Source organism: Stenotrophomonas sp. JC08, from assembly GCF_052180205.1.
GTDB lineage: Bacteria > Pseudomonadota > Gammaproteobacteria > Xanthomonadales > Xanthomonadaceae > Stenotrophomonas.
On sequence record NZ_CP197473.1, the window covers coordinates 3,337,501 to 3,360,501 of the forward strand.

Here is a 23,001-nt window from a genome sequence, read left to right on the forward strand (position 1 = left end):
CTTCAAACCCTGACCCGAAGGCCCTTGCCGAAGCGAGCCGCCTACTTTAGCAGGCTTTTCGTTTCCGTCAACACCTTTTTGAGGAGGTTGTTGCCGTCACTGTGGGCGGGGGTCACCGGAGTGGCCGGCGCCGTGCAGCGAGGGAGCGAATTCTAGACATCTTTGTGAAAAGCGCAATCGTTTTTTCCACTTCCCTGCGAAAACACCGCTTGCGGCCGCAATTGGCAAAGTCCAGGCCATTCCACATGCCGATACGAGACCTGTTGAAGGCTACCCGACCCACAGCCAGCCGCCGCGCGCCGTACACCTCCAGCCTTCAGGTGATGTCCGCAGGTGCCAGATGCAGGACGCGGGGAATACGGCCGGTTCGGGGCGCGCCACGTGCGCTTGCGGTCAGCCACAATGTGGATGGATCCCTTCCTGCCCGCCCGATGACCGATTCCTCTGCACGTTCCTTCTTCAAGGATCTCTCATTGCCGGCGGTGGTCGCCGGATTCATCACCGTCCTGGTGGGCTTTGCCAGTTCCGCGGTGATCGTGTTCCAGGCGGCGCAGACCATGGGCGCCGGGCAGGCCGAAATCGCATCATGGATGTGGGCACTGGGGCTCGGCATGGGCGTGACCTGCATCGGCCTGTCGTTGCGCTACCGGATGCCGGTGGTGACGGCCTGGTCGACGCCCGGCGCGGCGATGTTGGTGGTCAGTGCGGCAGCCCTGCCGCTGTCCGATGCGATCGGTGCATTTGTCATGGCGGCATTGCTGGCGGTGGTCGCCGGATTTTCCGGTGTCTTTGAACGGGCCATGCGGCGCATTCCGGTATCACTGGCTTCGGGCATGCTGGCCGGCGTGCTGCTGCGCTTCGGGCTGGACGTATTCGTGTCGGCGCAGACACAGCTGCCGCTGGTGCTGGCGATGTTCGCCACCTACCTGCTGGGGCGGCGGCTGTTGCCGCGCTATGCGGTGATCGCCACGTTGCTGGTGGGAATAGCAATGACCGCCGGCCAGGGATTGATGCAGCTGGAGCAGGTACAGCTGCAGTTGGCACGCCCGGTGTTCACGATGCCGACCCTGTCGTGGGCGGCGATGTTCGGCATCGCCCTGCCCTTGTTCATCGTGACCATGGCCTCGCAGAACGTGCCGGGCGTGGCGGTGCTGAAGGCTTCCGGCTATGCCGCGCCGGTGTCGCCGGTGGTCGGCTGGATCGGCACCGTCAATGTGCTGCTGGCGCCTTTTGGTGCGTATGCGCTGAACCTGGCGGCGATCACCGCGGCGATCTGCATGGGCCGTGATGTGGATGCGGACCCGGCGCGGCGTTACACCGCCGCGGTGAGCGCCGGCGTGTTCTATATCGTGATCGGCCTGTTCGGCGCGACGGTGGCGGCGGTCTTCGCCGCATTCCCGAAAGAACTGGTGGCCGCGCTGGCCGGTATCGCGCTGCTGGGCACCATCGGCAACAGTCTGGCGGTGGCGCTGAATGCGGAGGCCGAACGTGAGCCGGCACTGGTGACGTTCCTGGTCACCGCGTCGGGACTGTCGCTGGCCGGAATTGGATCTGCGTTCTGGGGGCTGGTGGCCGGTGTGCTGACCTTGCTGGTGCTGCGCCGCTGATGCTCTGGCGGTCAAGGCTGCGGCGCTGTTGAAGAGCTGCCGGTTCCGCCTGCCCGCTCCCCACCCCCTCTCCCGGCGGGAGAGGGGCTTCACGGCTTACAGCGGTTTGACCTCGAATACCTGCTTGAGGCTGTGACGGCCACCGGGCGCCAGTTCGATCACGTCCGGACCTGCGTTGGCCGCCTCCACGCAGACGTAGTTGCGCCACGCTGCACCGATGTCATCCATCTTCGCCGCGGCCACTTCACCGGCATTCCAGACCACGGCGGTGCGGCTGCCGCTGGTGCTGATGTCGATGGCGCGCTTGAAGCCCGGGTCACGCAGCACGTAATGGCCACCGGCCTGGGTGTAGAGACGGTCGCTTCGGCCCGGGTCACGCGGATCACGCAGGTTCCAGTCGCCCTGCTGCACGTGGGCTTTGCCGTTATCGAGCTTGTCCAGGTAGGTCAGGCCGTCCAGCCCGGTGACATCCACCTGCAACGCATCGCTGACATTGAAATAGTTGTGCAGCGCCTGGGTGAAGCTGACCGGCTGGCTGCCGGTGTTCTCGGTGACCAGCTCCTGCTCCAGCGTGCGGCCGATGCGCAGCACCATCTTCAACCGCAGGTCCAGGGTGTCGATCACCGGCGGCGCCAGCGTCAGCACCATGCTGCCATCGGCTTCGCGGCGGGCCTCGCGCAGCTCCCACGGCACGGTACGGACGAAGCCGTGCGCGGGCACCTCGTTGCTCTGCCCCTGCCTGGAGAAATACGGCCAGCACACCGGCGCGCCGCCGCGGATCGGCGTAGGCGGCTGCTTGGCACTGGGCGAGAGCCACATCACATCCTGTCCGCCGCTGGGTACGAACGACAGCAGCTGGCCACCGAACACGCTGATGGCGGCGGTGGAGAACGGGGTTTCCACCTTCCACGCGGTGAAGCCGTTGAAATCGCCTGTGCTCAGGCCCTGCACATCCTTCATTGAAACACTTCTCCGTACGATCGGTGACTGGACAAGTTGCGGGTAATCGACTGGCAGCCGGAACGCCGTCGGTACTGCCGGCCGGGCATCGCGCAACGCCTGCAGGATGCGGCGGCCGGCGCGGCCATCGGCGTCCTTCCAGCCCAGCCGCTGCTGTTCGAGCTGGATCGCGCGGCGGGTGGCGGTGCCGACCATGCCGTCGGCCGTGCCGATGGCGTGGCCGCGGGCCAGCAGCAGGGTCTGCAGTTCACGGCGCTCGTCACGACCGATGCCCGGGTCGTCGGTCGGCCAGGCGGCTTGCAGGCCGCTGCCGCCGCGCAGGTGGTCGGCCAGCGTGGCGATGGCCAGCGCGTAGCTCTCGGCGGCGTTGTAGGAATAGATCGCGTCGTAATTGCGGAACACCAGCAAGGCCGGCCCCTTGGCGCCGGCTGGCAGCAGCAGCGCGGCATTGGCCTCGTCGGCGATCGCCGGCACCTGCAGCGGCGTGCCATCGACGCCGGTGATGCCCAGCACGCGCCAGTCGGCCAGCGGCTTGCGCCTGGTGCGGCCGGCCAGCGCCGCATTGAAGCCGGCGGGGATGCGCACTTCCACGCCCCACGGCTGGCCCGTCCGCCAGCCGGCCTGCTTGAGGTAGTTGGCGGTGGAGGCCAGCGCATCGGGGATGCTGGCGACCAGGTCGCGGCGGCCATCGCCATCCCCATCCACGGCGATGCGCGCGTAGGTGGAGGGCATGAATTGGGTATGGCCGAACGCGCCGGCCCACGAGCCGGTCAGACCGTCAGCCTGCAGATCGCCCTTGTCGATCAGCTTGAGCAGGGCCAGCAGTTCGCTTTTGAAAAACGCCTGGCGGCGGCCGTTGCACGACAACGTGGCCAGCGACTGCAGCAGCGGGCGCTTGCCGAACACGCGGCCGTAGTCGCTCTCCACGCCCCATACCGCAACGATGGTGGCCGCATCGACACCGTACCGGGCCGAGACCTGCTCCAGCAGTGCGCGATGCGCGGCCAGGCGTGCGCGGCCATCGGCAATGCGCTGGTTGTCCACCAGCGCGGCCAGGTAATCCCAGATCGGCGTGCTGAACTCGGGTTGCGCATCGAGCAGCGGCAGCACGCTCATGTCCGGGGTGATGCCGGCGAACACCTGTTCCACCCGCTCGCCACCGATACCCTGCGCCAGTGCTGCGCTTTTCAGTCCCGCGCCGCAGCTGCCGAAATCGGTGATGGCCGCCGCGGCAGGTGTGGCCATCGCCCACACGCCCAGTCCCAGCACTACCGCAAACGCTCGCATCGCCACTTCCTGACAGGGGGGCTGCCGATGATAAACGCGACACGGCGGCGCCGCGGCTTCATTGCCATTGCAACAACCGCAGGCCGTAGCTGCAGGGCTGCGCGGTCCATTGCCCGGCCACGCGCAGGCCGGCAGCGGCGGCCAATGCAGCAAAGCCGGCGTCGGTGTACTTGTGGCTGTACTCGACCTGGATCGCCTCGCCTTCGGCGAAGTCGAACTCATGCCCGGCCACGCGTACCCGTTGCGCACACTGGCTGACCAGGTCGGTCTGGATGCGCTGGCGGGTGTTGTCGTAGACAGCGCGGTGGCGGAAGCGCTCCAGGTCGAAATCGCTGCCGATCTCGCGGTTGAGGCGTTCAAGCAGATTCAGGGTGAAAGCGGCGGTGATGCCGGCGGCATCGTTGTAGGCGGCCTCGATCAGTGCCGGCGCCTTGACCAGATCGATACCCACCAGCGCCAGCCCGGTCGCACCCATGGTGTGGCGCATGCCGCGCAGCAGCCGTACCGCCTCCGGCTCGGTGAAGTTGCCCAGGGTGGAGCCGGGGAAGAACAGCAGCGTGCGCCGGGCCGGGAATTGCGGCGGTGGCAGGGTTACCGCCTCGGTGAAGTCGGCGCACACCGGCAGCATTTCCACGCTGGGGAAATCCCCGGCCAAGGCGTGGATGCTGGCCACCAGCGCCGCGCGTGCGATTTCGACCGGGGTGTAGGCCACCACCTCGGGCAGCGCGGCCAGCAGCAGGCGGGTCTTGCGGCCACTGCCGCTGCCGTATTCGACCACCCGCGCCCGCGCGCCCACCTGCTGCGCGATGGCCGGCAGCTCCTGCTGCAGCAGTGCCAGTTCGGTACGGGTGAGGTAGTACTCCGGCTGCCGGGTGATCTGCTCGAACAGTGCCGAGCCGCGTGCGTCATAAAAGTATTTCGACGGCAGGGTCCGCGGTCGCTGGGCCAGCCCGGCCAGCACCTGCGCAGTGATCGTGGCGCGATCGGGCCTGCAGTCGGCCAGCGCGGCCAATGCCGCTTCGACGGTGCTCATGCCGCGTCCCGGGCCAGCCGCAGCCCGGCGAACTGCCAGCGTGCCGATGGGGCGAAGAAGTTGCGGTAGCTGGCGCGCACATGGCCACGTGGCGTGGCACAGCTGCCACCGCGCAGTACGTACTGGCCACACATGAACTTGCCGTTGTACTCGCCCAGGCTGCCCGGCAGCGGCTGGAATCCCGGATACGGCGCATAGGCACTGCTGGTCCACTCCCAGACATCGCCGAACAGCTGCGCCATCCCGCCCGCGGCTGCGGCGCCACAGGGATGCAGGTGGTCGTCATCGGCGAAGTGGCCATCCAGCGGCACGCCAGCGGTCGCGGCCTCCCATTCGAACTCGGTCGGCAGCCGCGCCCCGGCCCAGCGCGCATAGGCATCGGCCTCGTAATAGCCCAGGTGGCAGACCGGCGCATGCGGGTCCAGCGCGCGCCAGCCGCCGAGGGTGAACTCGCGCTGGCACTGCGCATCCCAGTACAGCGGCTGCCGCCAGCCTTCGGCCTGGCACAGCTCCCAGCCCTGGCTCAGCCACCAGCGCGGCTCACGGTAGCCACCGGCTTCGATGAAGCCGCGGTACTCGTGGTTGTTGACCGGGCGGTTGGCCAGCCGGTGCGCGGGAACCAGCACCCGGTGCCGCGGCGATTCGTTGTCGTAGGCGAACTGCGCATGCTGCGGCCACGCCCCGGCTCCCACCTCGACAATGCGTTCGGCGCTGTCGATCCAGCCCAGCGGCAGCGCCGTACTGGCCGGGACCTGCAGCTCACGGTAGGCCGGCTGCAGCGGATTGCACCACAGGGCATGCTTGATGTCGGTGAGCAGCAGTTCCTGGTGCTGCTGTTCATGCTGCAGGCCCAGAATCAGATGGCGACGCGCCTCGGCATCCATGGTCCCGGCCGCAAAGCGCGCGGCGATGCGTTCATCGACCGCGGCGCGGTAGTCGAGCACCTGCGCCAGCGACGGCCGTGACAGCAGTCCGCGCCGTGCCCGTGCGTGCGCCGGACCGACACTGGTGTAGTAACTGTTGAACAGCAACTGCCAGTCCGCGTGCAGCGGCCGGTAGCCGGGCTGCGGAGCCAGCACGAAATGCTCGAAAAACCAGCTGGTGTGCGCCAGATGCCATTTGGCCGGACTGGCGTCGGGCATGCTCTGCACCATCGCGTCTTCGGCCGACAACGGCGCGGCCAGCGCCACGCTGCGCGCGCGCACGGCGGAAAAACGCTGGGCGAGGCTGGCCGGAGCGGTGCGGGCGGTGGTCGATCGCAGCAGTGCGGCAGTGGAAATATGCATTCACCCGAGCATACGGATGCGCGGTTAGCACGGTGTCATCGCCGCCACTGCCGGCGCACAACGCTCAGCCCACCGCGTCCAGGTAGTACCAGCGCCCGTCGATGCGACGGAAGCGGCTGTGTTCGGCCATCTTCACCGCACTGCCACCGCCGACCTTGTAACGAGCGACGAACTGGACCTCGGCGCTGTCCTGCCCGGTGACCGCGTGGCGCTTCACGCTCAATCCCAGCCACTGCGTGCGCTGGCCCGGCGCGTCCTGCAGCGACAGCGTTTGCGGCCGCGTCTGCGGATCCCAGCTGGCCAGCAGGTAATCGGCGTCCTGCAACACATAGGCGCTGTAGCGCGAGCGCATCAGCGCTTCGGCATCGGGGGCGGGCTGGCCGGCGTGATAGCGGCCACAGCAGTGGCTGTAGGCGGGGCCGCGGCCGCACGGGCACGGCGTGGTCGGAGAGATCTGCATGCGGGGCATTTTCCCATCCGGCCACGGCCGGCTCCAGCGGCGCGTACCGGCCCGCACTGCGCGTATCCTGTCGCGCCGTGTCCAGGAAAAGCCATGCTGGAGTTGCTGCCGCCGGAGTTGCCATGGCTGCTGGTGATCGCTTTCACCGCCGGGCTGGTGGATGCGGCCGTTGGCGGCGGTGGCCTGATCCAGTTGCCGGGGCTGTTCACCGTCCTGCCGCAACACACCCCTGCCGCGTTGCTGGGGACCAACAAATTCAGTTCGATGTTCGGCACCGGCGCCGCCGCCTGGCGGTATGCCCGCTCGGTGCGGTTCCCGTGGCGTCCGGTGTTGCTGGCGGCAACGGCGGCATTCGCCTGTTCGTTCCTCGGCGCCACCGCGGTGAGCCTGTTGTCCAAGGAGGCGGTGCGGCCGCTGGTGCTGGCACTGCTGATCGTGATGCTGGGCTACACCCTGGTCAAGAAGGACTTCGGTGCGCTGCACCGGCCGCGGGTGATCGGTCGCAGGGAGCTGGCCATCGCCCTGCTGATGGGCGGGGTGATCGGCTTTTACGACGGCTTTTTCGGACCGGGGACCGGCAGCTTCCTGATTTTCCTGTTCATCCGTTTCTTCGGCCTGGATTTCCTGCGCGCCTCGGCCGCCTCCAAGGTAGTGAACCTGGCCACCAACGTGGCGGCACTGGTGTTCTTCGTGCCCAGCGGCAACGTGCTGCTGGCGCTGGCGGTGCCGATGGCCGCGGCCAATGTCGGCGGCGCGGTGGTGGGGACGCGGATGGCACTGCGCGGGCGGACGCCACTGATCCGCCGGTTTTTCCTGATCCTGGTGGTGGTGCTGATTTCGCGCATGGCCTGGGATACCTTCACAGGCGCATGAAGCCCGTTGCCCAAGACTGCGACTGCTAGCCGCACGCCCGCTCCCCCCTGCCCAAGGCGCTCTTTTGAACAGCCGCTACCGGATTGCCGCAGTGCTACTCCTGGCTGGCGCACTGCTGGCGTGCGTGCCGGTGCTGTATTCCCTGCACCGGGCACGCGAGCAGGCGATGCAGGAAAAGTTCGCCATGCTCGACGGACTGGCGATCAGCCTCGAGCAGCAGGTACAGGCGGCCATCAACCTGCTGGAGCAGCTGCGCACGGAAATGCGCAACAGCGGTGAGGACCCGTGCAGTCCCGCCGGTATCGCACGGCTGCAACGCTTCGGGGTCGGTTCGCAGATCGTGGAGGCATCGCTGTACCTGTCCGGGCGACGGGTGAAGTGCTCCTCCAGCGGCCTGCTGATGCGCAATCTGCTGCTTGGCCCTTCCCGCCCGCTGACGGAGGGCGGCACACGGGTATACACGCAGGTGGCAGTGCCCGGCATCCTCGACAAACAGTATGTGGTGATCGAAGGCGGCGGCTACGCGCTGCTGGTCTATCCCGACGGGCTGGTTTCGCCGTATGCGCGCGATGATGTGGCCCTGGGCCTGTTCGGCCAGTACAACCAGCGCTTTTCCGCCCGCCACGGTGAAGTCAGCAACAACTGGGCGCGTCCGTTCCCGGCAGGCCAGCGTTACGAGCGGTTCGTGGACCGCAAGGCCGGTTATCTGGTGGTGCGCCGTCTGGTGGCGGCCAGTGGCACCGGTGTGGTCGCCGCCACCCCGCTGGCAACCACCCACGCACGCATGAGCCAGTTCGCCCGGTGGTTCGTTCCACTGGGGGTACTGGCCAGTGTGGTGATCCTCGTGCTCACCCTGGTGTTGACCCGGCACCACTTCTCGACCCGCACACAACTGCTGCGGGCCCTGCATAAAGGCCAGTTCTTCCTCGTCTACCAGCCGATCATCGATCTGCACGATGGCACCTGCACCGGTGCCGAGGTGCTGCTGCGCTGGCGCCTTGAAGACGGCACGATGATCGCGCCGGACCGTTTCATTCCCTTTGCCGAGGACGCCGGACTGATCCCGCTGGTCACCCGCCGTGTACTGGAGCTGCTGGTACAGGACCTGCGCGGCTTCCTGCGCAGCAATCCGCAGTTCCACCTTGGCATCAACCTGTCCGCACACGACCTGGAATCACCGCAGATTCTCGAGCAGCTGCAACAGCTGCTGCAGGACATCGGCCCCGGCTGCGGCCAGCTGGTGATCGAGGTCACCGAGCGCAGCCTGCTGGAAGAAAGCAGTGCGATGGAAATGGTGCATGCCATCCACGCGATGGGGGTGATGGTCGCCATCGACGATTTCGGCACCGGTTATTCCAGCCTGGCCTCGCTGGCGACCTATCCCTACGACATCCTCAAGATCGACAAGAGTTTCACTTCCACCGCCTGTACCGACGAGGCCACCCGGCAGGTGGTGCTGCACATCATCGAACTGGCGCGCACGCTGAACATGAAAACCATCGTGGAAGGCATCGAGACGCCCGGGCAGGCCGAGCTGTTCCGCGACCAGGGCGTGATGTACGCCCAGGGCTTTCTGTACAGCCGACCGCTGTCGGCCGCGGAACTGCTGGCATTCGTGACGCTGCACGCGGCCCCGCCGCAACCCGGCCGCTGAACCGGCGGCCTGTTTTGATCCGGCTCAATGCACGCGCATGCGGCCGCGCGCACGCTGGAGGAATCGCGGAGGTTCCGCACAGTGGAGGGTTTGACCATGTCCCTGGATTTTTCCGGAAAGATCGCCGTCGTCACCGGTGCCGCCTCGGGTATCGGTGAGGCGGTGGTGCGGCAGCTGGCGCAGGCTGGTGCACAGGTGCTGGCAGCCGATATCGACGGTGATGCCGCCGCCGCGGTGGCCAGCGCGCTGGGCCCGCAGGTGCAGCCCTTCAGCGTGGATGTCAGCGATCCCGATGGCGTGCGCCACATGGTGCGGCACTGCGTGGAACACTTCGGCGGCCTGCATCTGGCGGTCAACAACGCCGGCATCGGCGGTGCCAGCCTGGAAACGGCCGACTATCCGCTGGACGAATGGCACCGCGTGCTCGGGGTCAACCTGCACGGCGTGTTCTATTCGATGAAGTACGAGATCCCGGCGATCCTCGCCGCCGGCGGCGGTGCCATCGTCAACATGGCCTCGATCCTGGGCAGCAACGGCTGGGCCGGCTCGGCCGCCTACGTCGCCGCCAAACACGCGCTGGTGGGCATGACCAAGAGCGCGGCGCTGGAATACTCCGCGCGGGGCCTGCGCATCAACGCGGTCGGCCCGGGCTTCATCGACACCCCACTGCTGGAGGGCATGGACCGCCAGGCCTACGACGGGCTGGTCGCGCTGCATCCGGCCGGACGCCTGGGTACGGCCGATGAAGTCGCCGCGCTGACCTGCTTCCTGCTGTCGGACAAAGCCTCGTTCATCACCGGCAGCTACCACCTGGTCGATGGCGGTTTCTCGGCCCGCTGATCGCCGCCGCCGCCTCAATTCACCTTTGTCATGGCCAAGTGATTGATATGGCGGAATTTCCACGGCCGACAGAACAACGCACGCAGAAGGCATGGCCACCCCTTGTCCACCGCTAACGGAACGTTTACAAGTGGCGCACGCCCGTCGTCCCGACCGGCGAGATAGTCCGGCTATCAGAGGAGCTTCCCGATGACGTCGTTATCGTTGCGCCCGCACCGCCTGACCCACGCAGTCCGTTTCTCCCTGCTGTGCCTGCTGCCCGCCGTCGCGCTGGCGCAGGAATCCCCGCCGGCCGGCCCGGCGCGCACCCTGGACACCATCCAGGTCACCGGTACCCGCATCAAGAAGGCCGACCTGGAGACCCAGGTGCCGGTGCAGGTGCTCACCCGCGAAGCCATCGACCGCACCGGTTACAGCTCGGTGGCTGACGTGGTGCAGCACCTGACCGCCAGCGGCGCCTCGCTTAGCACCAAGCTCAACTCCAGCGGCAACTTCGGTTTCCCGCCCGATGGTGGCGGCGTCGGTGCCGGTGCGGCCACGGTGGACCTGCGCCACCTCGGTCCCAAGCGCGTGCTGGTGCTGGTGGACGGCATCCGCTGGGTCAACGAGTCCTCCGGCTCCGGCGTCGGTTCCTCGGTGGACCTGAACACCATTCCGCTGGCGCTGGTGGACCGCATCGAGGTGCTCGAAGACGGCGCCTCCTCGATCTACGGCTCCGACGCGATCGCCGGCGTGGTCAACATCATCACCAAGAAGAACGTCGATGGCGGCCATGTCGAGGTGCAGTACGGCGACTACAACCTCAAGGGCGGCGACACCACCAGCGTGGATTTCAGCTTCGGCCGCAGCGGCGAGCGCGCGCAGTGGATTGTTGGTGGTTCGTGGTTCAAGCAGAAAGAGATCGGCTCGTCCGAATACCGCTGGGCCACCGAGCCGGTGCCCGGCACTGGCTTGGCCAACGGCAGCTCGGCCACGCCCGGCGGGCGCACCGTGTTCGCTCCGGTCGATGGCAACAACACCTACGGCGGGCTGTGTCCGCTGGCACGCGACGCCGATGGCACGCCTATCCCGGGCTCGGCCACCTGCAACCTCACCTTGCCCAACGATGCCAGCTTCGCCGGCGGCGCCCGTTTTCCCGACGATTTCATCCGCTTCGGTACTGCCAACCGCTTCAACTTCGCCCCGTACAACCTGCTGCTGACCCCGAACGAGCGCAAATCGGTGTTCGGCCAGGTGCGCTTCGAGTTCACCCCGGCCGTCAGCGCCTGGGCCCGCGGCCTGTACAGCGAGCGCGAATCGGCCAACCAGGCCGCGCCGGAGCCGATCTTCCTGGGCACCGATGCCGGCGTCTACAACGACTGGGCCGAGACGAAACTGGTGATCGCGGCCAACAACCCGTACAACCCGTTCGGTTTCGACCTGACCACGATGGGTGCCAACCCCAACCTGTTCCTGCTCGGCCGCCGACCGGTGGAAGGCGGCCCGCGCCGCTACGAGCAGGACGTGAAAACCTGGTATGCCGCGGCCGGCCTGGACGGCATCTTCGAGGTCAACCAGCGCACCTGGAACTGGGACATCAACGTGATGACCAGTGAAAGCAAGGCCACCCAGACCAATACCGGCAGCTACAACATCAAGCACATCAACCAGGCGCTGGGCGATCCGGCGGCCTGCGCGGCGATCGCCGGCTGCGTGCCGCTGAACCTGTTCGGCGGGCCGGGCACGATCACCCCGGAGATGCTGGCGTGGATCTCGCCGATCGTGCGCGACCGCAGCAAGAACACCCTGAGTCAGGCCTCGGCCAACCTCACCGGCGAGCTGTTCGACAACTGGGCCGGGCCGCTGTCCTTCGCCGCCGGTGCCGAGTGGCGCCGCTACAAGGGCGATTACCACCCCGACCCGATCACCATCGCCGGCGAGTACAACGGCGTGCCGTCGGGGGTGACCATCGGCAGCTATTCGGTGAAGGAGGCCTACGTCGAATTCGACGTGCCGCTGGCGCGCGGCGGGTTCTGGGGCAAGAGCCTGGACCTGAGTCTGGCCGGTCGCTATTCGGACTACTCCACCTTCGGCGGCACCGGCACCGGCAAGCTCGGCCTGCGCTGGCAGCCGGCCGATGAACTGCTGCTGCGCATGTCCTTCGCCCAGGGCTTCCGCGCGCCGTCCATCGGCGAGCTGTACGGCACGTTGAGCCGCTTTGACGCCACCATCGTCGACCCCTGCAACAACGCCGCCTCCACCACCCCCAAGTGCGTGGCCGACGGCGTGCCGCCGGGCTACGAGCAGGCCAATCCGCAGATCTCGGTGGTGACCTCGGGCAACCGCGACCTGGAACCGGAGGAGAGCCGTTCGTTCATGGCCGGCGCAGTGTGGAGCCCGGGCTGGGCCGAGGACAGCGGCTGGGCCAGCAAGCTCGACCTGGGGGTGACCTTCTACCGCCACACCATCGACAAGGCGATCCAGGCCCCGGACGCGCAGGCGATCATGGACCGCTGCATCGACAGCCGCGATCCGGTGGCCTGCGCCAGCTACACCCGCAACGACCGCGGCCAGATCATCCGCTTCGAGGACATCCTCGCCAACCTGGGCACGATCAATACCAGCGGCTGGGATTTCAGCGCGCACTGGCTGCTGCCGGAAACCGGCTGGGGTCAGCTCGGCTTCGACTGGAAGGCGACCTGGGTAACGCGCTACGAGTTGGTCAACGAATCCGGCCAGGCCGAGCCCAAGGGTCCGGGTGTGGAGACCAATGACAGTGCGATTCCGGAGTGGAGCTCGACCCTGGCCGCCAACTGGGACTTCCGCAACTGGAATGCCAGCTGGACGCTGCGCTACATCGACCGCCTGCGCGAAAGCTGCGCCGGCGCCAACGGCTTTGACATCTGTACCGACAGCGCCAACGACCAGCATTGGCTGGGCGCCACCACCTATCACGACGCCCAGCTGAGCTGGCGCACGGATGCGTGGATGAAGGGCGTGAAAGTCAGCCTCGGCGTCAACAACGTGTTCGACAAGAACCCGCCGATCTGCCTGAGCTGCACCCTCAACGGCTACGACCCGGGCACCTATGACCTGCCCGGCCGCTACACCTACGCCCGGCTCAGCCTGGATTTCTGAGTCGCCTTACCGGCAACAGAAAAGGGAGCCGCAAGGCTCCCTTTTCCATTCCACGCGCAGCCATCGACCGCGCAGATCAGCGGCGCTGTCCGGCGTCCAATGCGGCGCTTTCTTCCGGTGCGGCTTTGCCGAGCCCATCCACGCCGTCGCCGCGTACCGCACCGGCCAGCGCCATCAGCAGCAACGCCAGCACCGGCAGCATCGACAGGCCGAAACCCAGCGCGCGTCCGGACGGCGCCTTCACGTAGGCGCGCCAGTAGATGAAGCGGCCCAGCAGGTAGACCCCGCCCAGCCCGGCCACCCAGGTCGCCTGCCAGTAGCGCGCGGCCACGAACAGCGCCGGCAGCAGCATCACCATCAGCTCCAGCGTGTTCATCTGCACCCGGTAGATGCGCTCGAAGGTCTCGTTGCCACTGACCGCCGGCGCCTTCAGTCCGGTACGGACGCGCGCGCGGCCGACCAGCACGATGAAGAACAGGTACTGCACCACCACCAGCATCGCCACCAGCTCAACGTAATGCATGCCTTTCTCCTGGAAACGGGGACGGGAACAGCGGCTGTGGCCAGCGCCGGAACGCTGGCCGGTAGCGGCTCAGCGACGTGCCTGGCCTACTTCGATGAAGCGCAGGAACTCGGCGCGGGTGCGCGCATCGTCGTGGAAGCTGCCGCGCATGCGCGAGGTCACCATGCTCACGCCGCGCTTGTGGATGCCGCGGGTGGTCATGCACTCGTGCGCGCCTTCCACCACCACGCCCACGCCCAGCGGCTGCAGCACGTCCTGGATGCAGTCGGCGATCTGCGCGGTCATCTTCTCCTGCACCTGGAAGCGGCGCGCATAGGCCTCCACCACGCGTGCCAGCTTGGAGATGCCCACCACGCGGCCGTTGGGAATGTAGCCCACGTGCACACGGCCGATGATCGGCGCCATGTGGTGCTCGCAATGGCTTTCGTACTCGATGTCGCGCAGCACGATCATCTCGTCGTAGCCGGCCACTTCCTCGAAGGTCCGTTCCATATAGGCGCGCGGGTCCTCGCGGTAGCCGCTGAACCAGTCGCCATAGGCCTTGGCCACCCGTCGCGGGGTATCCAGCAGGCCTTCACGGTTGGGATCCTCGCCCGCCCACTCCAGCAGCGTGCGCACGGCCGCTTCAGCCTGGGCCTGGGTGACGGGGGATTTGCGGGACTCGGCCATGGGAAGGCGCCTGTATTACGGGGCCGATATGCTACCAGCCGGGTGCCGGGAGGGCATGAGGAAGCGCGGAACAGCCGGAACGAGCCGCCCGATCTCTCGACGGACACCAGTCATGCCCCCGGCGGCACTGCCCCCTGCTCCAGTCACGGGTACAGCCACCCGCACAACGCCATCGATCCACCGATGACAAGGCCCCCTGTCATCCGTTGAAGAACGGCCCCCTGCACCGTCCTTCAGCGATACAGATGGGCCTGGATGGCGAAGAACGCATTGCGGATATCGACAACCGGACCGAGCACCCGCTTGGCGTCATTGGTACCGCCATAGCGGATGCGCAGCAGATCCCCCAGTTTGGACGGAGCCAGTTCATCCACTCCGTGCCGCTCATAGGCACTGAGCACATGGCCCAGAAATTCCCGCATCTGCGGTTCGTACCCGGCCAGACCACTGCCACGAGCGGACTCGGCCCGCTCGCTACGCGCCACCGGCGCAAGGGTGAAACGGACATAGGCCAGCACATCGAAGATGTCGCTGTTGCCCGCATCGATCAGCCGCCGCATGTCCTCCAGGCGCTCACGGCCATAGCCCATGTCCGCCAGCCGCTGCAAAAACAGCTGCCGCCGCTCCGGGTCACTCCAGGTCGCCCGCAGCTGGTCCTCGTCGGCCACCAGGGTGTTCAGGTCGCCGAACAGCTGCTGCATGAACTCCTGCGCGGTGATCATCCGTCCATCGTTGGACCAGTACGTGGTCGCAGCCAGATAGCAGCGTTTACTGAGAGAACTGGAGCACGAAGGGCTTGTTTCCGTGGTCGGTAACGCGTCTGGAGGCGCTCGCTCCAGAGACTACAGGGTCGATCTGTTGGCCCTCCGCAAGCGTGCCGCAGATGACACGGACGTCAAATTGTCGCCCGTGTCGTGCGTGACGCCACTGCCCGTGTCGCCGAAGCGTCGCCCCCCTGTCGTGGGCGTCACCCGAACCACCAGCCATACCCACCAACCTGAACCACCACTACCCGACGAGCCGGCAATCGCAGCGATTGACTGGAGCTTTCTGCCACAGCTCGATGAGGAGCAAAGGTCGGTAGTAGTCAGATTGCTCAACGGCGTAGATCAAGCCAGCCACCAGGACCTGGTTGACGAGCTGGCAGGAGCACTCCGCGCAAGCGCGATCCGTGGCCCTTGGGGCGGATGGTTTGCAGCGGTGGCTTCACACCGCACCACGCATTGGCGGTCAGGAAGGAGAGAGGGACAAGGGCTCACTTGGAGGTCGAGCAGCGAGCGCGCCGCCTGGAACTCCTGCGACGGTAGGATCCTGAGGTGAAGGCCAAAGGTCAGGCGGCTATGCAGGCTGCGATTGCTGACATCACGAGCCTCTTCGCGCGGGGTGACACATGAGCAGATCGCTACGAGTCTCCAGCCGCCTGCCAGCGGGGCACGGCAGGCAGGAGTTCCAGGGTCCTAGCGTAATTCGCCGCAGCCTCGCGGCTGCGAAACGTCACAGGTCGAGGTGTAGCGGAGCTTGACGGGCGCAGCAGGCCTGGCGCTTCCAGAAGCTCACGTTCGAGCAATCTGGTGAAGCCCCGCCCCTCGACCAGCACGCCCCATCTTTGTCGCGTCCGACCCTTGCAGGCCGGACACGCTTCACGAAGCCCAGCAGGCGGACGAGCTGGGCGGCGGGGTGGCTGATCAGGCGGACTCGCATGGTGATCTCCTTCAGGCTGGAGCGACCAGCATCACTCAAGCCAGGCCGGAGCCTAAGTTGGCGGGAGATTGGTCAGCCGCAACGCGTTTTGGCGAGGTTTGACACATACATCAAACCCAGCCCAGTCTTGGTCGTTTCTTGATGGATACATCAAATGCAGACGCTCCTCGACCTCGGCCACGCCATCTCGGCGCGCCGCCGCAAGCTCGGCCTCAAGCAAGGCGATATTTCCCGTTAGGCTGGTCTTGCACAGGAGACGCTATCCAGGCTCGAACGTGGCTGCTGCGCCGAGTTCGGAACCCGCAAGCTGCTTGCGGTACTGTCCGTACTGGGGATGGAGCTGGCCTTCGCCGAAACCGTGCCGTCGGGGTCGCTGGTGACCTTCGGCGTGAGCGCGGCGGCCAGCAGGGGTTCGGAGCAGGGGAAGGATGATCGAGACAACGGATATCCAGGCGAAATACTTCGCTTGGGAACTCACGCGTCGCCGTCGCGGCGGTGATCTGGATCGCATTGGCCAGGCGCTGTTCGACGCAGCTGTCGACCTCAACCCGCACCAGATCGAAGCCGCGCTCTTCGCGCTGCAGAATCCGCTATCCAAGGGCGTGCTGCTGGCCGACGAAGTGGGCTTGGGCAAGACCATCGAGGCCGCACTGGTTCTCGGGCAGTACTGGGCCGAGAGGCGTCGCCGCCTGCTGGTGGTCTGTCCGGCATCCTTGCGCAAGCAATGGGCCGCGGAGCTGGCGGAGAAATTCCACCTGCCCACCCAGGTGCTCGACACCAGGACGATGGCACAGGCGCGCAGGGACGGCATCTACAACCCGCTCGACCAGGACGTGATCAGCATTGTGTCCTTCGGCTTCGCAGCGCGGATGGAGCGTGCCATTGGCGCCATTCGCTGGGATCTGGCGGTCATCGACGAAGCCCACAAGCTGCGCAACGCCTACCGCGAGAGCCACCGCACCGGCCAGGCCATCAAGCGCGGTCTGGCAGGCGTGCGCAAGGTGCTCCTGACCGCCACGCCGCTGCAGAACTCCCTGCTGGAGCTGTACGGGCTGTCGACGATCATCGACGACCACCTGTTCGGCGACCGCGTCAGCTTCCGCACCCGCTTCATGCGCGGCGATGCCGCCATTCCCGCCTGCGGGCGCGGCTTGAAGACTTCTCCAAGCGCACCCTGCGCCGCGACGTACTGGAGTACGTGCAGTACACCGAACGCAAGCCGCTGACCTTCCCCTTCACGCCGGGCGAAGACGAACAGCAGCTCTACGACCTTGTGTCCGGCTACCTCCTCCGCGATGACAGCTACGGCGTTCCCACGCGCCAGCGGCACCTGGTTGGGCTGATCCTGCGCAAGCTGCTGGCCTCTTCCACCGAGGCGGTCGTGGCCACGCTGGAGGTCATCCTGGCCCGTTTGCGTCGGCTCGAGGACAGTCAGGCCGGGCAGGACGACTGGATCTCCCGCCTGATCGAAGACGAAGAGCTCGATGCCGAGCTGCTCGATGAGGAGGAAGACGAGTGCGCTTCGGACGAAGACGCCGACCCCGATGTGGAAGCGCAGGTTGATCCTGCCAAGCTGCGTGCCGAAATCGTCGAGCTGGAGCAATACCTGCTGATCGCACGCGGCGTGCGCGAAGACCAGAAGTCACACGCCCTGCTGAAGGCGCTGGACAACGGCTTTGAACGCATGGCCGCGATCGGCGCTGCACGCAAGGCGGTCGTCTTCACCGAATCCGTCCGCACCCAGGACTACCTCGCCCGCTTCCTGGAAGCCCACGGGTACGCCGGCCGCGTAGTGAAGTTCAGCGGCCGGGCCACCGATCCCGGGCTGAATGGCATCTACCAGCGCTGGCTCGCCACCCACCAGGGCTCCGACCGGGTGACCGGCAGTCCCGCGATCGATCGTCGTACCGCCGTCATCGACCACTTCCGGTACCAGGCTGACATCCTGATCGCCACCGAGGCCGGTGCCGAGGGCATCAACCTGCAGTTCTGCTCACTGGTGGTGAATTACGACCTGCCCTGGAACCCGCAGCGGGTCGAGCAGCGCATCGGCCGCTGCCACCGCTACGGCCAGAAGCACGACGTGGTGGTGGTGAACTTCGCCAACCAGCGCAACGCCGCCGACCTGCGCGTGCTGGAGCTGCTGTCGGAGAAGTTCCACTTGTTCGACGGCGTATTCGGCGCCTCCGACGATATCCTGGGCCGCATCGAGTCGACCGTGGGCATCGAGCGCCAGATCGCGGAAATCTACGAGACCTGCCGGACACCGGCCGAGATCGATGCCGCCTTCGCCCGCCTGCGCAGTGGTCTGGAAGACCAGATTGCCGAGCGCATGCGTGAGACCGAGGAAGCCCTGTTGGCCAGGTTCGACGCCGGTGTGGTCGAGCGCCTGCGTCTGCATCGTGACGAGGCCATCGTCCAGCTCGATCGCATCAGTCGACTGTTCTGGCGCCTGACTCGGCACAAACTGGATGATGCCGCCGCGTTTGACGACCAGACGCTGTCCTTCGAACTGCGCGCGTCGCCCATCCCAGAAGCCGAAGCCGGACGTTATCACCTGATCCGCAAGGGCCAGCTGCTGCCCGAAGACGGCCACGTCTACCGCCTCAGCCACCCCCTGGGCGAGCACGTGCTGGATACCGGCAGGCGCCACGACACCCCGCTTGGAGAAGTCACCTTCACGCTCGCGGGCGCGCCACAGCGCATCGCCGTGCTGGAGCATTTGCCCAGCCGTTCGGGCTGGCTGGAACTGAATCTGCTGGAGCTGGAGAGTTTCCAGCTGGAAGAGCACCTGGTCTTCAGCGCCCAGGCCGACGACGGGCAATGGCTGGATGCCGAAGCATGCCAGCGGCTGCTGGAGCTGCCGGGTCGCGCCAACACGCGCCTGCCCGCTACGGACACCTTGCCGCCCAACTTCGACGCCAACGTCCGCCGCCAGATCGAAGCCGCCCTGGCCAGGGCGCTGGAAGAGAACAACGCCTACTTCCACGCCGAGCGCGAACGGCTCGACCAGTGGGCCGAAGACAGGCTGCTGTCCGCCGAACAGGCCATGCACGACACCAAGGCCCGCTTGAAGGACACCAAGCGCCGCGCACGGGCTGCGGCGACTGTGGAAGAACAGGCCGCCATCCAGGAGGAGATCAAGCTCCTGGAGCGCCAGCAGCGCCGCCAGCGGCAGGAAATCTTCGATGTCGAGGATGAAATCAAAGCCAGGCGGGACGCGCTGATTGCAGCCTTGGAGCAGCGCCTGAACCAGAGCAGCAGCAGCGTTCCGCTGTTCAGGATCCGGTGGCGGCTCACATAGTGGCGTTCACAATGTGAAATTACTTGCAGAATACTAATTTATGTGCAGAATAATCTCCAGATAGTTCCGAGCAGCGCCGTGTCCGCCCCGCTTCAGACCCGAACCTTGCGCAACTTGCGCAATACCCGTGACCTCAGGGCAGAGATCCTGTCGCTGGCCGCGGAGCTCGCCGCCGATCCGCAGGCCAAGGGTCGTTTACACGTGGTCGCCCCCGCCATTGCCGAAGCCACCATCCGCAAGGAGTGGGACAGCCTGCTGCCAGCCATCGCTGCCAAGGTCCGTGCGCGCATGACCCTGGCCGTTGATGAAACGCAGGCCGCATCCGGGAAAGCGAGGCGAGTGGCCGAAGGCAGCATGGTTCATCTGGACAAGCCGAATTACCGGTTCGAGGTCCTGCGCCTGCTGTTGGGCGCCAGCCTGGAGGACGACGGCCCACAGCCGGAGCTGGGGATCGCGGCACATATCGAAGGCACCCAGCTTGGCCTGGTCGATGCCCTGGGTGCCTCACCCACGCCGGTCCGCAGCGCCCTGGTCGCTTTGCGCGATGCCGGCCTGATCGACAGCCTGCGCTGTCTGGAGATCGCGCCTGAAGCGCTGTCGATGGAGCAGCTCAGCCGCATCGGCGCCTTGCCGCAAACGCTGCGCTTCCGCTTCGAGCGGGGCGCCCGGATCAAGGCACCTGCCGAACTGGTGCAGCGCGCAGTGCCACTGCTTGGACCCAAGGGTCCGAAGGGCTGGAAGCCGTTCTCGCTGTCCGGAACGCCGGTCGCACAAGCCGATGTACCGGCGTTGGATTTGATGGGCGCGCCGCGCCTGGATCTGGTGGCCAATATCCCTCGTAGCGACAAGACATTCGATCCCGCGGTGATGCGCCTGCTGGATGACGGCCTGGAGCCCGAACCGAATGTGCTGGCCCCGGCCCCGGTCGTGCTGACCCTGGTGCGCGCCGGCACCCGCTTTGATCGCGACGCAGGCATCGGCCAGGCGCGGTGCGCGCATCGCTGCGATGTGTTCCTGTCCCTGCTCGACATGGGGCTGCGGGACCAGGCCCTGCAGTACATAAAGGAGCGAGAATGAACGGAATCAAAGGCTTGCGCCCGCTGAACGGCCCCATCCCTCCGAACCAGCTTTCTGGGGCGGTTGTAGTTGCACTGCCCCCTGCTGGCGCTACAATCGGTATCAACAACACCCCCCACGCCTCTCGTCAGATCGGCGCACCATGGGGGGTTACTTTTTTCCGGCCTTCGCGATCGGCCGAGGGCATCCCGGAATTCGCAGCGCCAGGCCGCGACAGGGATGCAGGATGAAATACGACAAGCCGGCGCTTACGGTCGAGCGTCAGATCCAACAGCTCGCCTCACGCGGCATGGCCTTTGCGGACCCGGAGCGCGCAGCCCACTATTTGGCCGAGCTCAACTATTATCGCCTCAGCGGCTACTGGCTGCGGCACGAGGCCGATCACGCGTCCCACCGGTTCCTCCCCGGAACGTCCTTCGAGGCAGTGCTCGACGACTACTTGTTCGACCGAACTCTCAAGCTGCTGGTGCTGGACGCAGTCGAGCGGCTCGAAGTCTCCATCCGCACCCGCTGGGCCCATGTCGTCGGCCTGCGCCATGGCGCGCATGCGCACCTCGACAGTGCCCTGTTCAAACAGCGCAGCCAGACATGGAGCCACCCGACTGCCGTGGCCAAGCTGGTCAGCGGGGTCGAAGACAGTCGCGAGCGATTCATCCGCCATCTCCGCCAAACCTACGACGAACTCCTCCCACCCATCTGGGCCAGCGTAGAGGTCATGAGCCTGGGCCAGATCTCGCGCTGGTTCAGCAACCTGCGTCATGCCGCGGACCGCAACGCCATCGCCGAACCCTACGGTGTCGACGAGGTCCTGTTGGCGTCCTTCCTGCACCACATCAGCGTCGTGCGGAACATCTGTGCCCACCACGCACGCTTCTGGGATCGTGAGATGACGTTCAGGGCGCAGTTGCCGCGCAAGCATCCGGAGGCCCTGGTCGTCTCGCTCGACCACGCCAGTCCCGGCAGCGCCTACAACACGCTCACCCTGCTGGGCTGGCTGATCGGGCGCATCAGCCCGGGGCAGACGTGGGTCCAGCGAGTGGCCGAACACGTGACCCAGCATCCGCCTGCGGCAGGTGTGATGGGCTTTCCGACTGACTTCAGCCAGCGACCGATCTGGTAGCACACCACGGAAGACTGATTTCAATGACCGACACCAATCCCGCCAAGTTCACAAAGCTGGCCGATCCGGACGTCAGCCTGCGCAGCTACATCGTCTCGGGCACGTCCGCCGCGGAAATGGAGATGCACTGGAAGGTGATCCGCCAGAAGATGGCCGAACGGAACATCCTGTTCGACGAGGATGAGGGTTACGTGGCGCGATTGATCCGGGAGTCGGTGCCGGAGGCGTGATGGTCAGTTGCCTCTCTCTTGGACCTCAATTCCAGGAGATAACTAACTCTAAGGGGCGACCGGGTCGCTCCAGAGAGAGCGTTCGGCGGTAGCTGGGCGGCGTCCCGATGTAGCAGGGGGGGCCACACCCTAATATCTCTACGGAGCGACCCCGCGATTTATCCGCGGATTTCGTCGTGCTGATGCGGTCGGTAGCAACAGGGCAGACGCATGTCGCTGCAAAGCTTCGCACTGTGAAGATCGAGATTCACTTCGCCGTAACTGTCTGAATCTCAAGAGGAAATTGCCCCTTCTTGCCTGCCTTGGGTGTGCGGGACTGGATCCGGTCCAGTGACCTGCCCCCAGTAGCCATACCAGCGGTTGCTGAAGCCCAGGATGGAGGCGTCCGCCGGCATCAGGTCAAACCTCACCCCTGAGCTGCGATGTTGCCAACGGCAGATGACACCGGCGGGGCATCGCGCACAAAGCCGCGCTGCTCCAGCTGGGCTTCGATGCGGTAGTAGTGGGCCAGGCTATCCGCCTGGACGATGGCATCCACATCCAGGGTGGGACGCACGCTTTCAGCCAGAGGGTCGGTCAACAACAGGCCTGCGGTCGAACCGCCCACGAACACCACCTGCGCGCACAGTTCACCCAGTGCTTCGGCAATGGCCAATACCTGCGGCAGATTGGGATCAGGCCGGGCCATCATTGCCCCGCAGGAATTCACCCAGCAGGCGGGCGGCCAGTTCACGCTCGCGCACGCGGCCGATGCGCAGGCCATCCAACAACGCGAGCAGGCGATGCAAGGCCGGATCGACCAAGGCTGCTTGCGGGGCGGTGCGGTACATCGGCGAAATGGACGGCCCCCGGGCGCTACCCTCCGGGTGGGCCCAGACCGGCACGTCCCCGCTGTTCTGCAACTGGCTGGCCAGCGGCTCGGCACCGTAGGCGGTGGGTACCCCGCGCTTGACCGGCCCCAGTTGGGCCGGAAACGCATAGCGCGCGCCATGCACGAGAAATTCCAGCAATGCGGGGCGTATGGGCGACCAGTCACCCCGGCCGCGCTGGTTGACCAGGCCCGCGCCGGTGGCCCGTTTGACGCTGGCATGGACCTCGGCCGCGCTCATGGCCAGCTCCTGGGCAAGCGCGGCGAAGGTGTACTTCCGGTCTGGATGTGCACAGACCTTCAGCAACACCAGCAACTCTTGGGGTTTCAGACCCATGTCGATATTCGTTATTCGCGAATTGCGAATACTGGCCTATTGCCCCGCATCTGAC

General features: G+C 66.3%; 18 protein-coding genes and 1 pseudogene. 10 read left to right on the plus strand and 9 right to left on the minus strand.

The window, feature by feature from the left end; genetic code table 11:
* Positions 1–431 precede the first annotated feature (431 nt).
* Positions 432–1,607, plus strand: a complete 1,176-nt coding sequence (locus ACSBPQ_RS15390) for a benzoate/H(+) symporter BenE family transporter (RefSeq protein ID WP_442682940.1) — start codon at positions 432–434, stop codon at positions 1,605–1,607.
* A gap of 96 nt (positions 1,608–1,703) precedes the next feature.
* Here the strand turns inward: ACSBPQ_RS15390 and ACSBPQ_RS15395 are convergent, their stop codons facing one another.
* From ACSBPQ_RS15395 to ACSBPQ_RS15410, 4 genes are all read right to left on the minus strand, one after another.
* Positions 1,704–3,854, minus strand: coding sequence for a lytic murein transglycosylase (locus tag ACSBPQ_RS15395; protein WP_442682941.1), 2,151 nt, complete (start codon positions 3,852–3,854; stop codon positions 1,704–1,706).
* 58 nt (positions 3,855–3,912) lie between these two features.
* On the minus strand, positions 3,913–4,887 hold the full coding sequence (egtD, locus tag ACSBPQ_RS15400) for an L-histidine N(alpha)-methyltransferase (protein WP_442682942.1): 975 nt from the start codon (positions 4,885–4,887) through the stop codon (positions 3,913–3,915).
* Positions 4,884–6,173 carry an ergothioneine biosynthesis protein EgtB gene (gene egtB, locus ACSBPQ_RS15405; protein WP_442682943.1) on the minus strand — a complete coding sequence of 430 codons (1,290 nt, stop codon included), beginning with the start codon at positions 6,171–6,173 and terminating at the stop codon, positions 4,884–4,886. The genes egtD and egtB overlap by 4 nt, the downstream gene beginning before the upstream one ends.
* A gap of 64 nt (positions 6,174–6,237) precedes the next feature.
* A complete protein-coding gene (locus tag ACSBPQ_RS15410; RefSeq protein ID WP_442682944.1) occupies positions 6,238–6,633 on the minus strand; it encodes a YchJ family metal-binding protein in 396 nt (131 codons plus the stop codon).
* Positions 6,634–6,726: 93 nt separating this feature from the next.
* Between ACSBPQ_RS15410 and ACSBPQ_RS15415 the strand changes: the two genes are divergently transcribed.
* The 4 genes from ACSBPQ_RS15415 (at position 6,727) to ACSBPQ_RS15430 (ending at position 13,117) form a co-directional block, all read left to right on the plus strand.
* Complete coding sequence (locus ACSBPQ_RS15415; RefSeq protein WP_442682945.1) at positions 6,727–7,506, plus strand: sulfite exporter TauE/SafE family protein; 780 nt, start codon at positions 6,727–6,729, stop codon at positions 7,504–7,506.
* Between the two features lie 91 nt (positions 7,507–7,597).
* The gene (locus tag ACSBPQ_RS15420; protein WP_442682946.1) at positions 7,598–9,160 is read left to right on the plus strand and encodes an EAL domain-containing protein; all 1,563 of its coding nucleotides are present in this window, start codon (positions 7,598–7,600) and stop codon (positions 9,158–9,160) included.
* 96 nt (positions 9,161–9,256) lie between these two features.
* Entirely contained in the window at positions 9,257–10,000 is a 744-nt protein-coding gene (locus tag ACSBPQ_RS15425) for an SDR family NAD(P)-dependent oxidoreductase (RefSeq protein WP_442682947.1), read from the plus strand.
* Positions 10,001–10,189: 189 nt separating this feature from the next.
* The gene (locus tag ACSBPQ_RS15430; RefSeq protein WP_442682948.1) at positions 10,190–13,117 is read left to right on the plus strand and encodes a TonB-dependent receptor; all 2,928 of its coding nucleotides are present in this window, start codon (positions 10,190–10,192) and stop codon (positions 13,115–13,117) included.
* A 76-nt stretch (positions 13,118–13,193) separates the two neighbouring features.
* Here the strand turns inward: ACSBPQ_RS15430 and ACSBPQ_RS15435 are convergent, their stop codons facing one another.
* From ACSBPQ_RS15435 to ACSBPQ_RS15445, 3 genes and pseudogenes are all read right to left on the minus strand, one after another.
* Positions 13,194–13,640: an MAPEG family protein gene (locus ACSBPQ_RS15435; RefSeq protein WP_442682949.1), complete on the minus strand. Its 447-nt coding sequence runs from the start codon at positions 13,638–13,640 to the stop codon at positions 13,194–13,196.
* A gap of 69 nt (positions 13,641–13,709) precedes the next feature.
* Positions 13,710–14,309 (minus strand): GTP cyclohydrolase I FolE, encoded by a 600-nt coding sequence (gene folE, locus ACSBPQ_RS15440; protein ID WP_442682950.1) that lies wholly within the window; start codon positions 14,307–14,309, stop codon positions 13,710–13,712.
* Positions 14,310–14,542: 233 nt separating this feature from the next.
* Positions 14,543–15,070: pseudogene (locus ACSBPQ_RS15445) on the minus strand (type I restriction-modification enzyme R subunit C-terminal domain-containing protein); the annotation flags it as partial.
* Between the two features lie 1,368 nt (positions 15,071–16,438).
* Between ACSBPQ_RS15445 and ACSBPQ_RS15450 the strand changes: the two are divergent.
* The 5 genes from ACSBPQ_RS15450 to ACSBPQ_RS15470 all read left to right on the plus strand — a co-directional run bounded on the left by ACSBPQ_RS15450 (position 16,439) and on the right by ACSBPQ_RS15470 (position 21,741).
* Positions 16,439–17,236 (plus strand): DEAD/DEAH box helicase, encoded by a 798-nt coding sequence (locus ACSBPQ_RS15450; protein ID WP_442682951.1) that lies wholly within the window; start codon positions 16,439–16,441, stop codon positions 17,234–17,236.
* Positions 17,209–19,314, plus strand: coding sequence for a helicase-related protein (locus tag ACSBPQ_RS15455; protein ID WP_442682952.1), 2,106 nt, complete (start codon positions 17,209–17,211; stop codon positions 19,312–19,314). The genes ACSBPQ_RS15450 and ACSBPQ_RS15455 overlap by 28 nt, the downstream gene beginning before the upstream one ends.
* Positions 19,315–19,428: 114 nt before the next feature.
* Complete coding sequence (locus tag ACSBPQ_RS15460; RefSeq protein ID WP_442682953.1) at positions 19,429–20,391, plus strand: hypothetical protein; 963 nt, start codon at positions 19,429–19,431, stop codon at positions 20,389–20,391.
* A 226-nt stretch (positions 20,392–20,617) separates the two neighbouring features.
* Positions 20,618–21,511, plus strand: a complete 894-nt coding sequence (locus tag ACSBPQ_RS15465) for an Abi family protein (protein WP_442682954.1) — start codon at positions 20,618–20,620, stop codon at positions 21,509–21,511.
* Between the two features lie 23 nt (positions 21,512–21,534).
* The gene (locus ACSBPQ_RS15470) at positions 21,535–21,741 is read left to right on the plus strand and encodes a hypothetical protein (protein ID WP_442682955.1); all 207 of its coding nucleotides are present in this window, start codon (positions 21,535–21,537) and stop codon (positions 21,739–21,741) included.
* Between the two features lie 406 nt (positions 21,742–22,147).
* Here ACSBPQ_RS15470 and ACSBPQ_RS15475 read toward each other — a convergent pair whose 3' ends face one another.
* Together ACSBPQ_RS15475 and ACSBPQ_RS15480 are read right to left on the minus strand one after the other, a co-directional pair.
* The gene (locus ACSBPQ_RS15475) at positions 22,148–22,429 is read right to left on the minus strand and encodes a hypothetical protein (RefSeq protein ID WP_442682956.1); all 282 of its coding nucleotides are present in this window, start codon (positions 22,427–22,429) and stop codon (positions 22,148–22,150) included.
* Positions 22,416–22,946: a MarR family transcriptional regulator gene (locus ACSBPQ_RS15480; protein WP_442682957.1), complete on the minus strand. Its 531-nt coding sequence runs from the start codon at positions 22,944–22,946 to the stop codon at positions 22,416–22,418. The genes ACSBPQ_RS15475 and ACSBPQ_RS15480 overlap by 14 nt, the downstream gene beginning before the upstream one ends.
* Positions 22,947–23,001: the final 55 nt, after the last annotated feature.

Excerpts from the sequence above, each read along its gene's own strand:
- ACSBPQ_RS15390 (WP_442682940.1), top strand. The coding sequence starts at position 432 with ATGACCGATTCCTCTGCACGTTCCTTCTTCAAGGATCTCTCATTGCCG.
- ACSBPQ_RS15395 (WP_442682941.1), bottom strand. The coding sequence starts at position 3,854 with ATGCGAGCGTTTGCGGTAGTGCTGGGACTGGGCGTGTGGGCGATGGCC.
- egtD (WP_442682942.1), bottom strand. The coding sequence starts at position 4,887 with ATGAGCACCGTCGAAGCGGCATTGGCCGCGCTGGCCGACTGCAGGCCC.
- egtB (WP_442682943.1), bottom strand. The coding sequence starts at position 6,173 with ATGCATATTTCCACTGCCGCACTGCTGCGATCGACCACCGCCCGCACC.
- ACSBPQ_RS15410 (WP_442682944.1), bottom strand. The coding sequence starts at position 6,633 with ATGCAGATCTCTCCGACCACGCCGTGCCCGTGCGGCCGCGGCCCCGCC.
- ACSBPQ_RS15415 (WP_442682945.1), top strand. The coding sequence starts at position 6,727 with ATGCTGGAGTTGCTGCCGCCGGAGTTGCCATGGCTGCTGGTGATCGCT.
- ACSBPQ_RS15425 (WP_442682947.1), top strand. The coding sequence starts at position 9,257 with ATGTCCCTGGATTTTTCCGGAAAGATCGCCGTCGTCACCGGTGCCGCC.
- ACSBPQ_RS15430 (WP_442682948.1), top strand. The coding sequence starts at position 10,190 with ATGACGTCGTTATCGTTGCGCCCGCACCGCCTGACCCACGCAGTCCGT.
- ACSBPQ_RS15435 (WP_442682949.1), bottom strand. The coding sequence starts at position 13,640 with ATGCATTACGTTGAGCTGGTGGCGATGCTGGTGGTGGTGCAGTACCTG.
- folE (WP_442682950.1), bottom strand. The coding sequence starts at position 14,309 with ATGGCCGAGTCCCGCAAATCCCCCGTCACCCAGGCCCAGGCTGAAGCG.
- ACSBPQ_RS15450 (WP_442682951.1), top strand. The coding sequence starts at position 16,439 with ATGATCGAGACAACGGATATCCAGGCGAAATACTTCGCTTGGGAACTC.
- ACSBPQ_RS15465 (WP_442682954.1), top strand. The coding sequence starts at position 20,618 with ATGAAATACGACAAGCCGGCGCTTACGGTCGAGCGTCAGATCCAACAG.
- ACSBPQ_RS15470 (WP_442682955.1), top strand. The coding sequence starts at position 21,535 with ATGACCGACACCAATCCCGCCAAGTTCACAAAGCTGGCCGATCCGGAC.
- ACSBPQ_RS15475 (WP_442682956.1), bottom strand. The coding sequence starts at position 22,429 with ATGGCCCGGCCTGATCCCAATCTGCCGCAGGTATTGGCCATTGCCGAA.
- ACSBPQ_RS15480 (WP_442682957.1), bottom strand. The coding sequence starts at position 22,946 with ATGGGTCTGAAACCCCAAGAGTTGCTGGTGTTGCTGAAGGTCTGTGCA.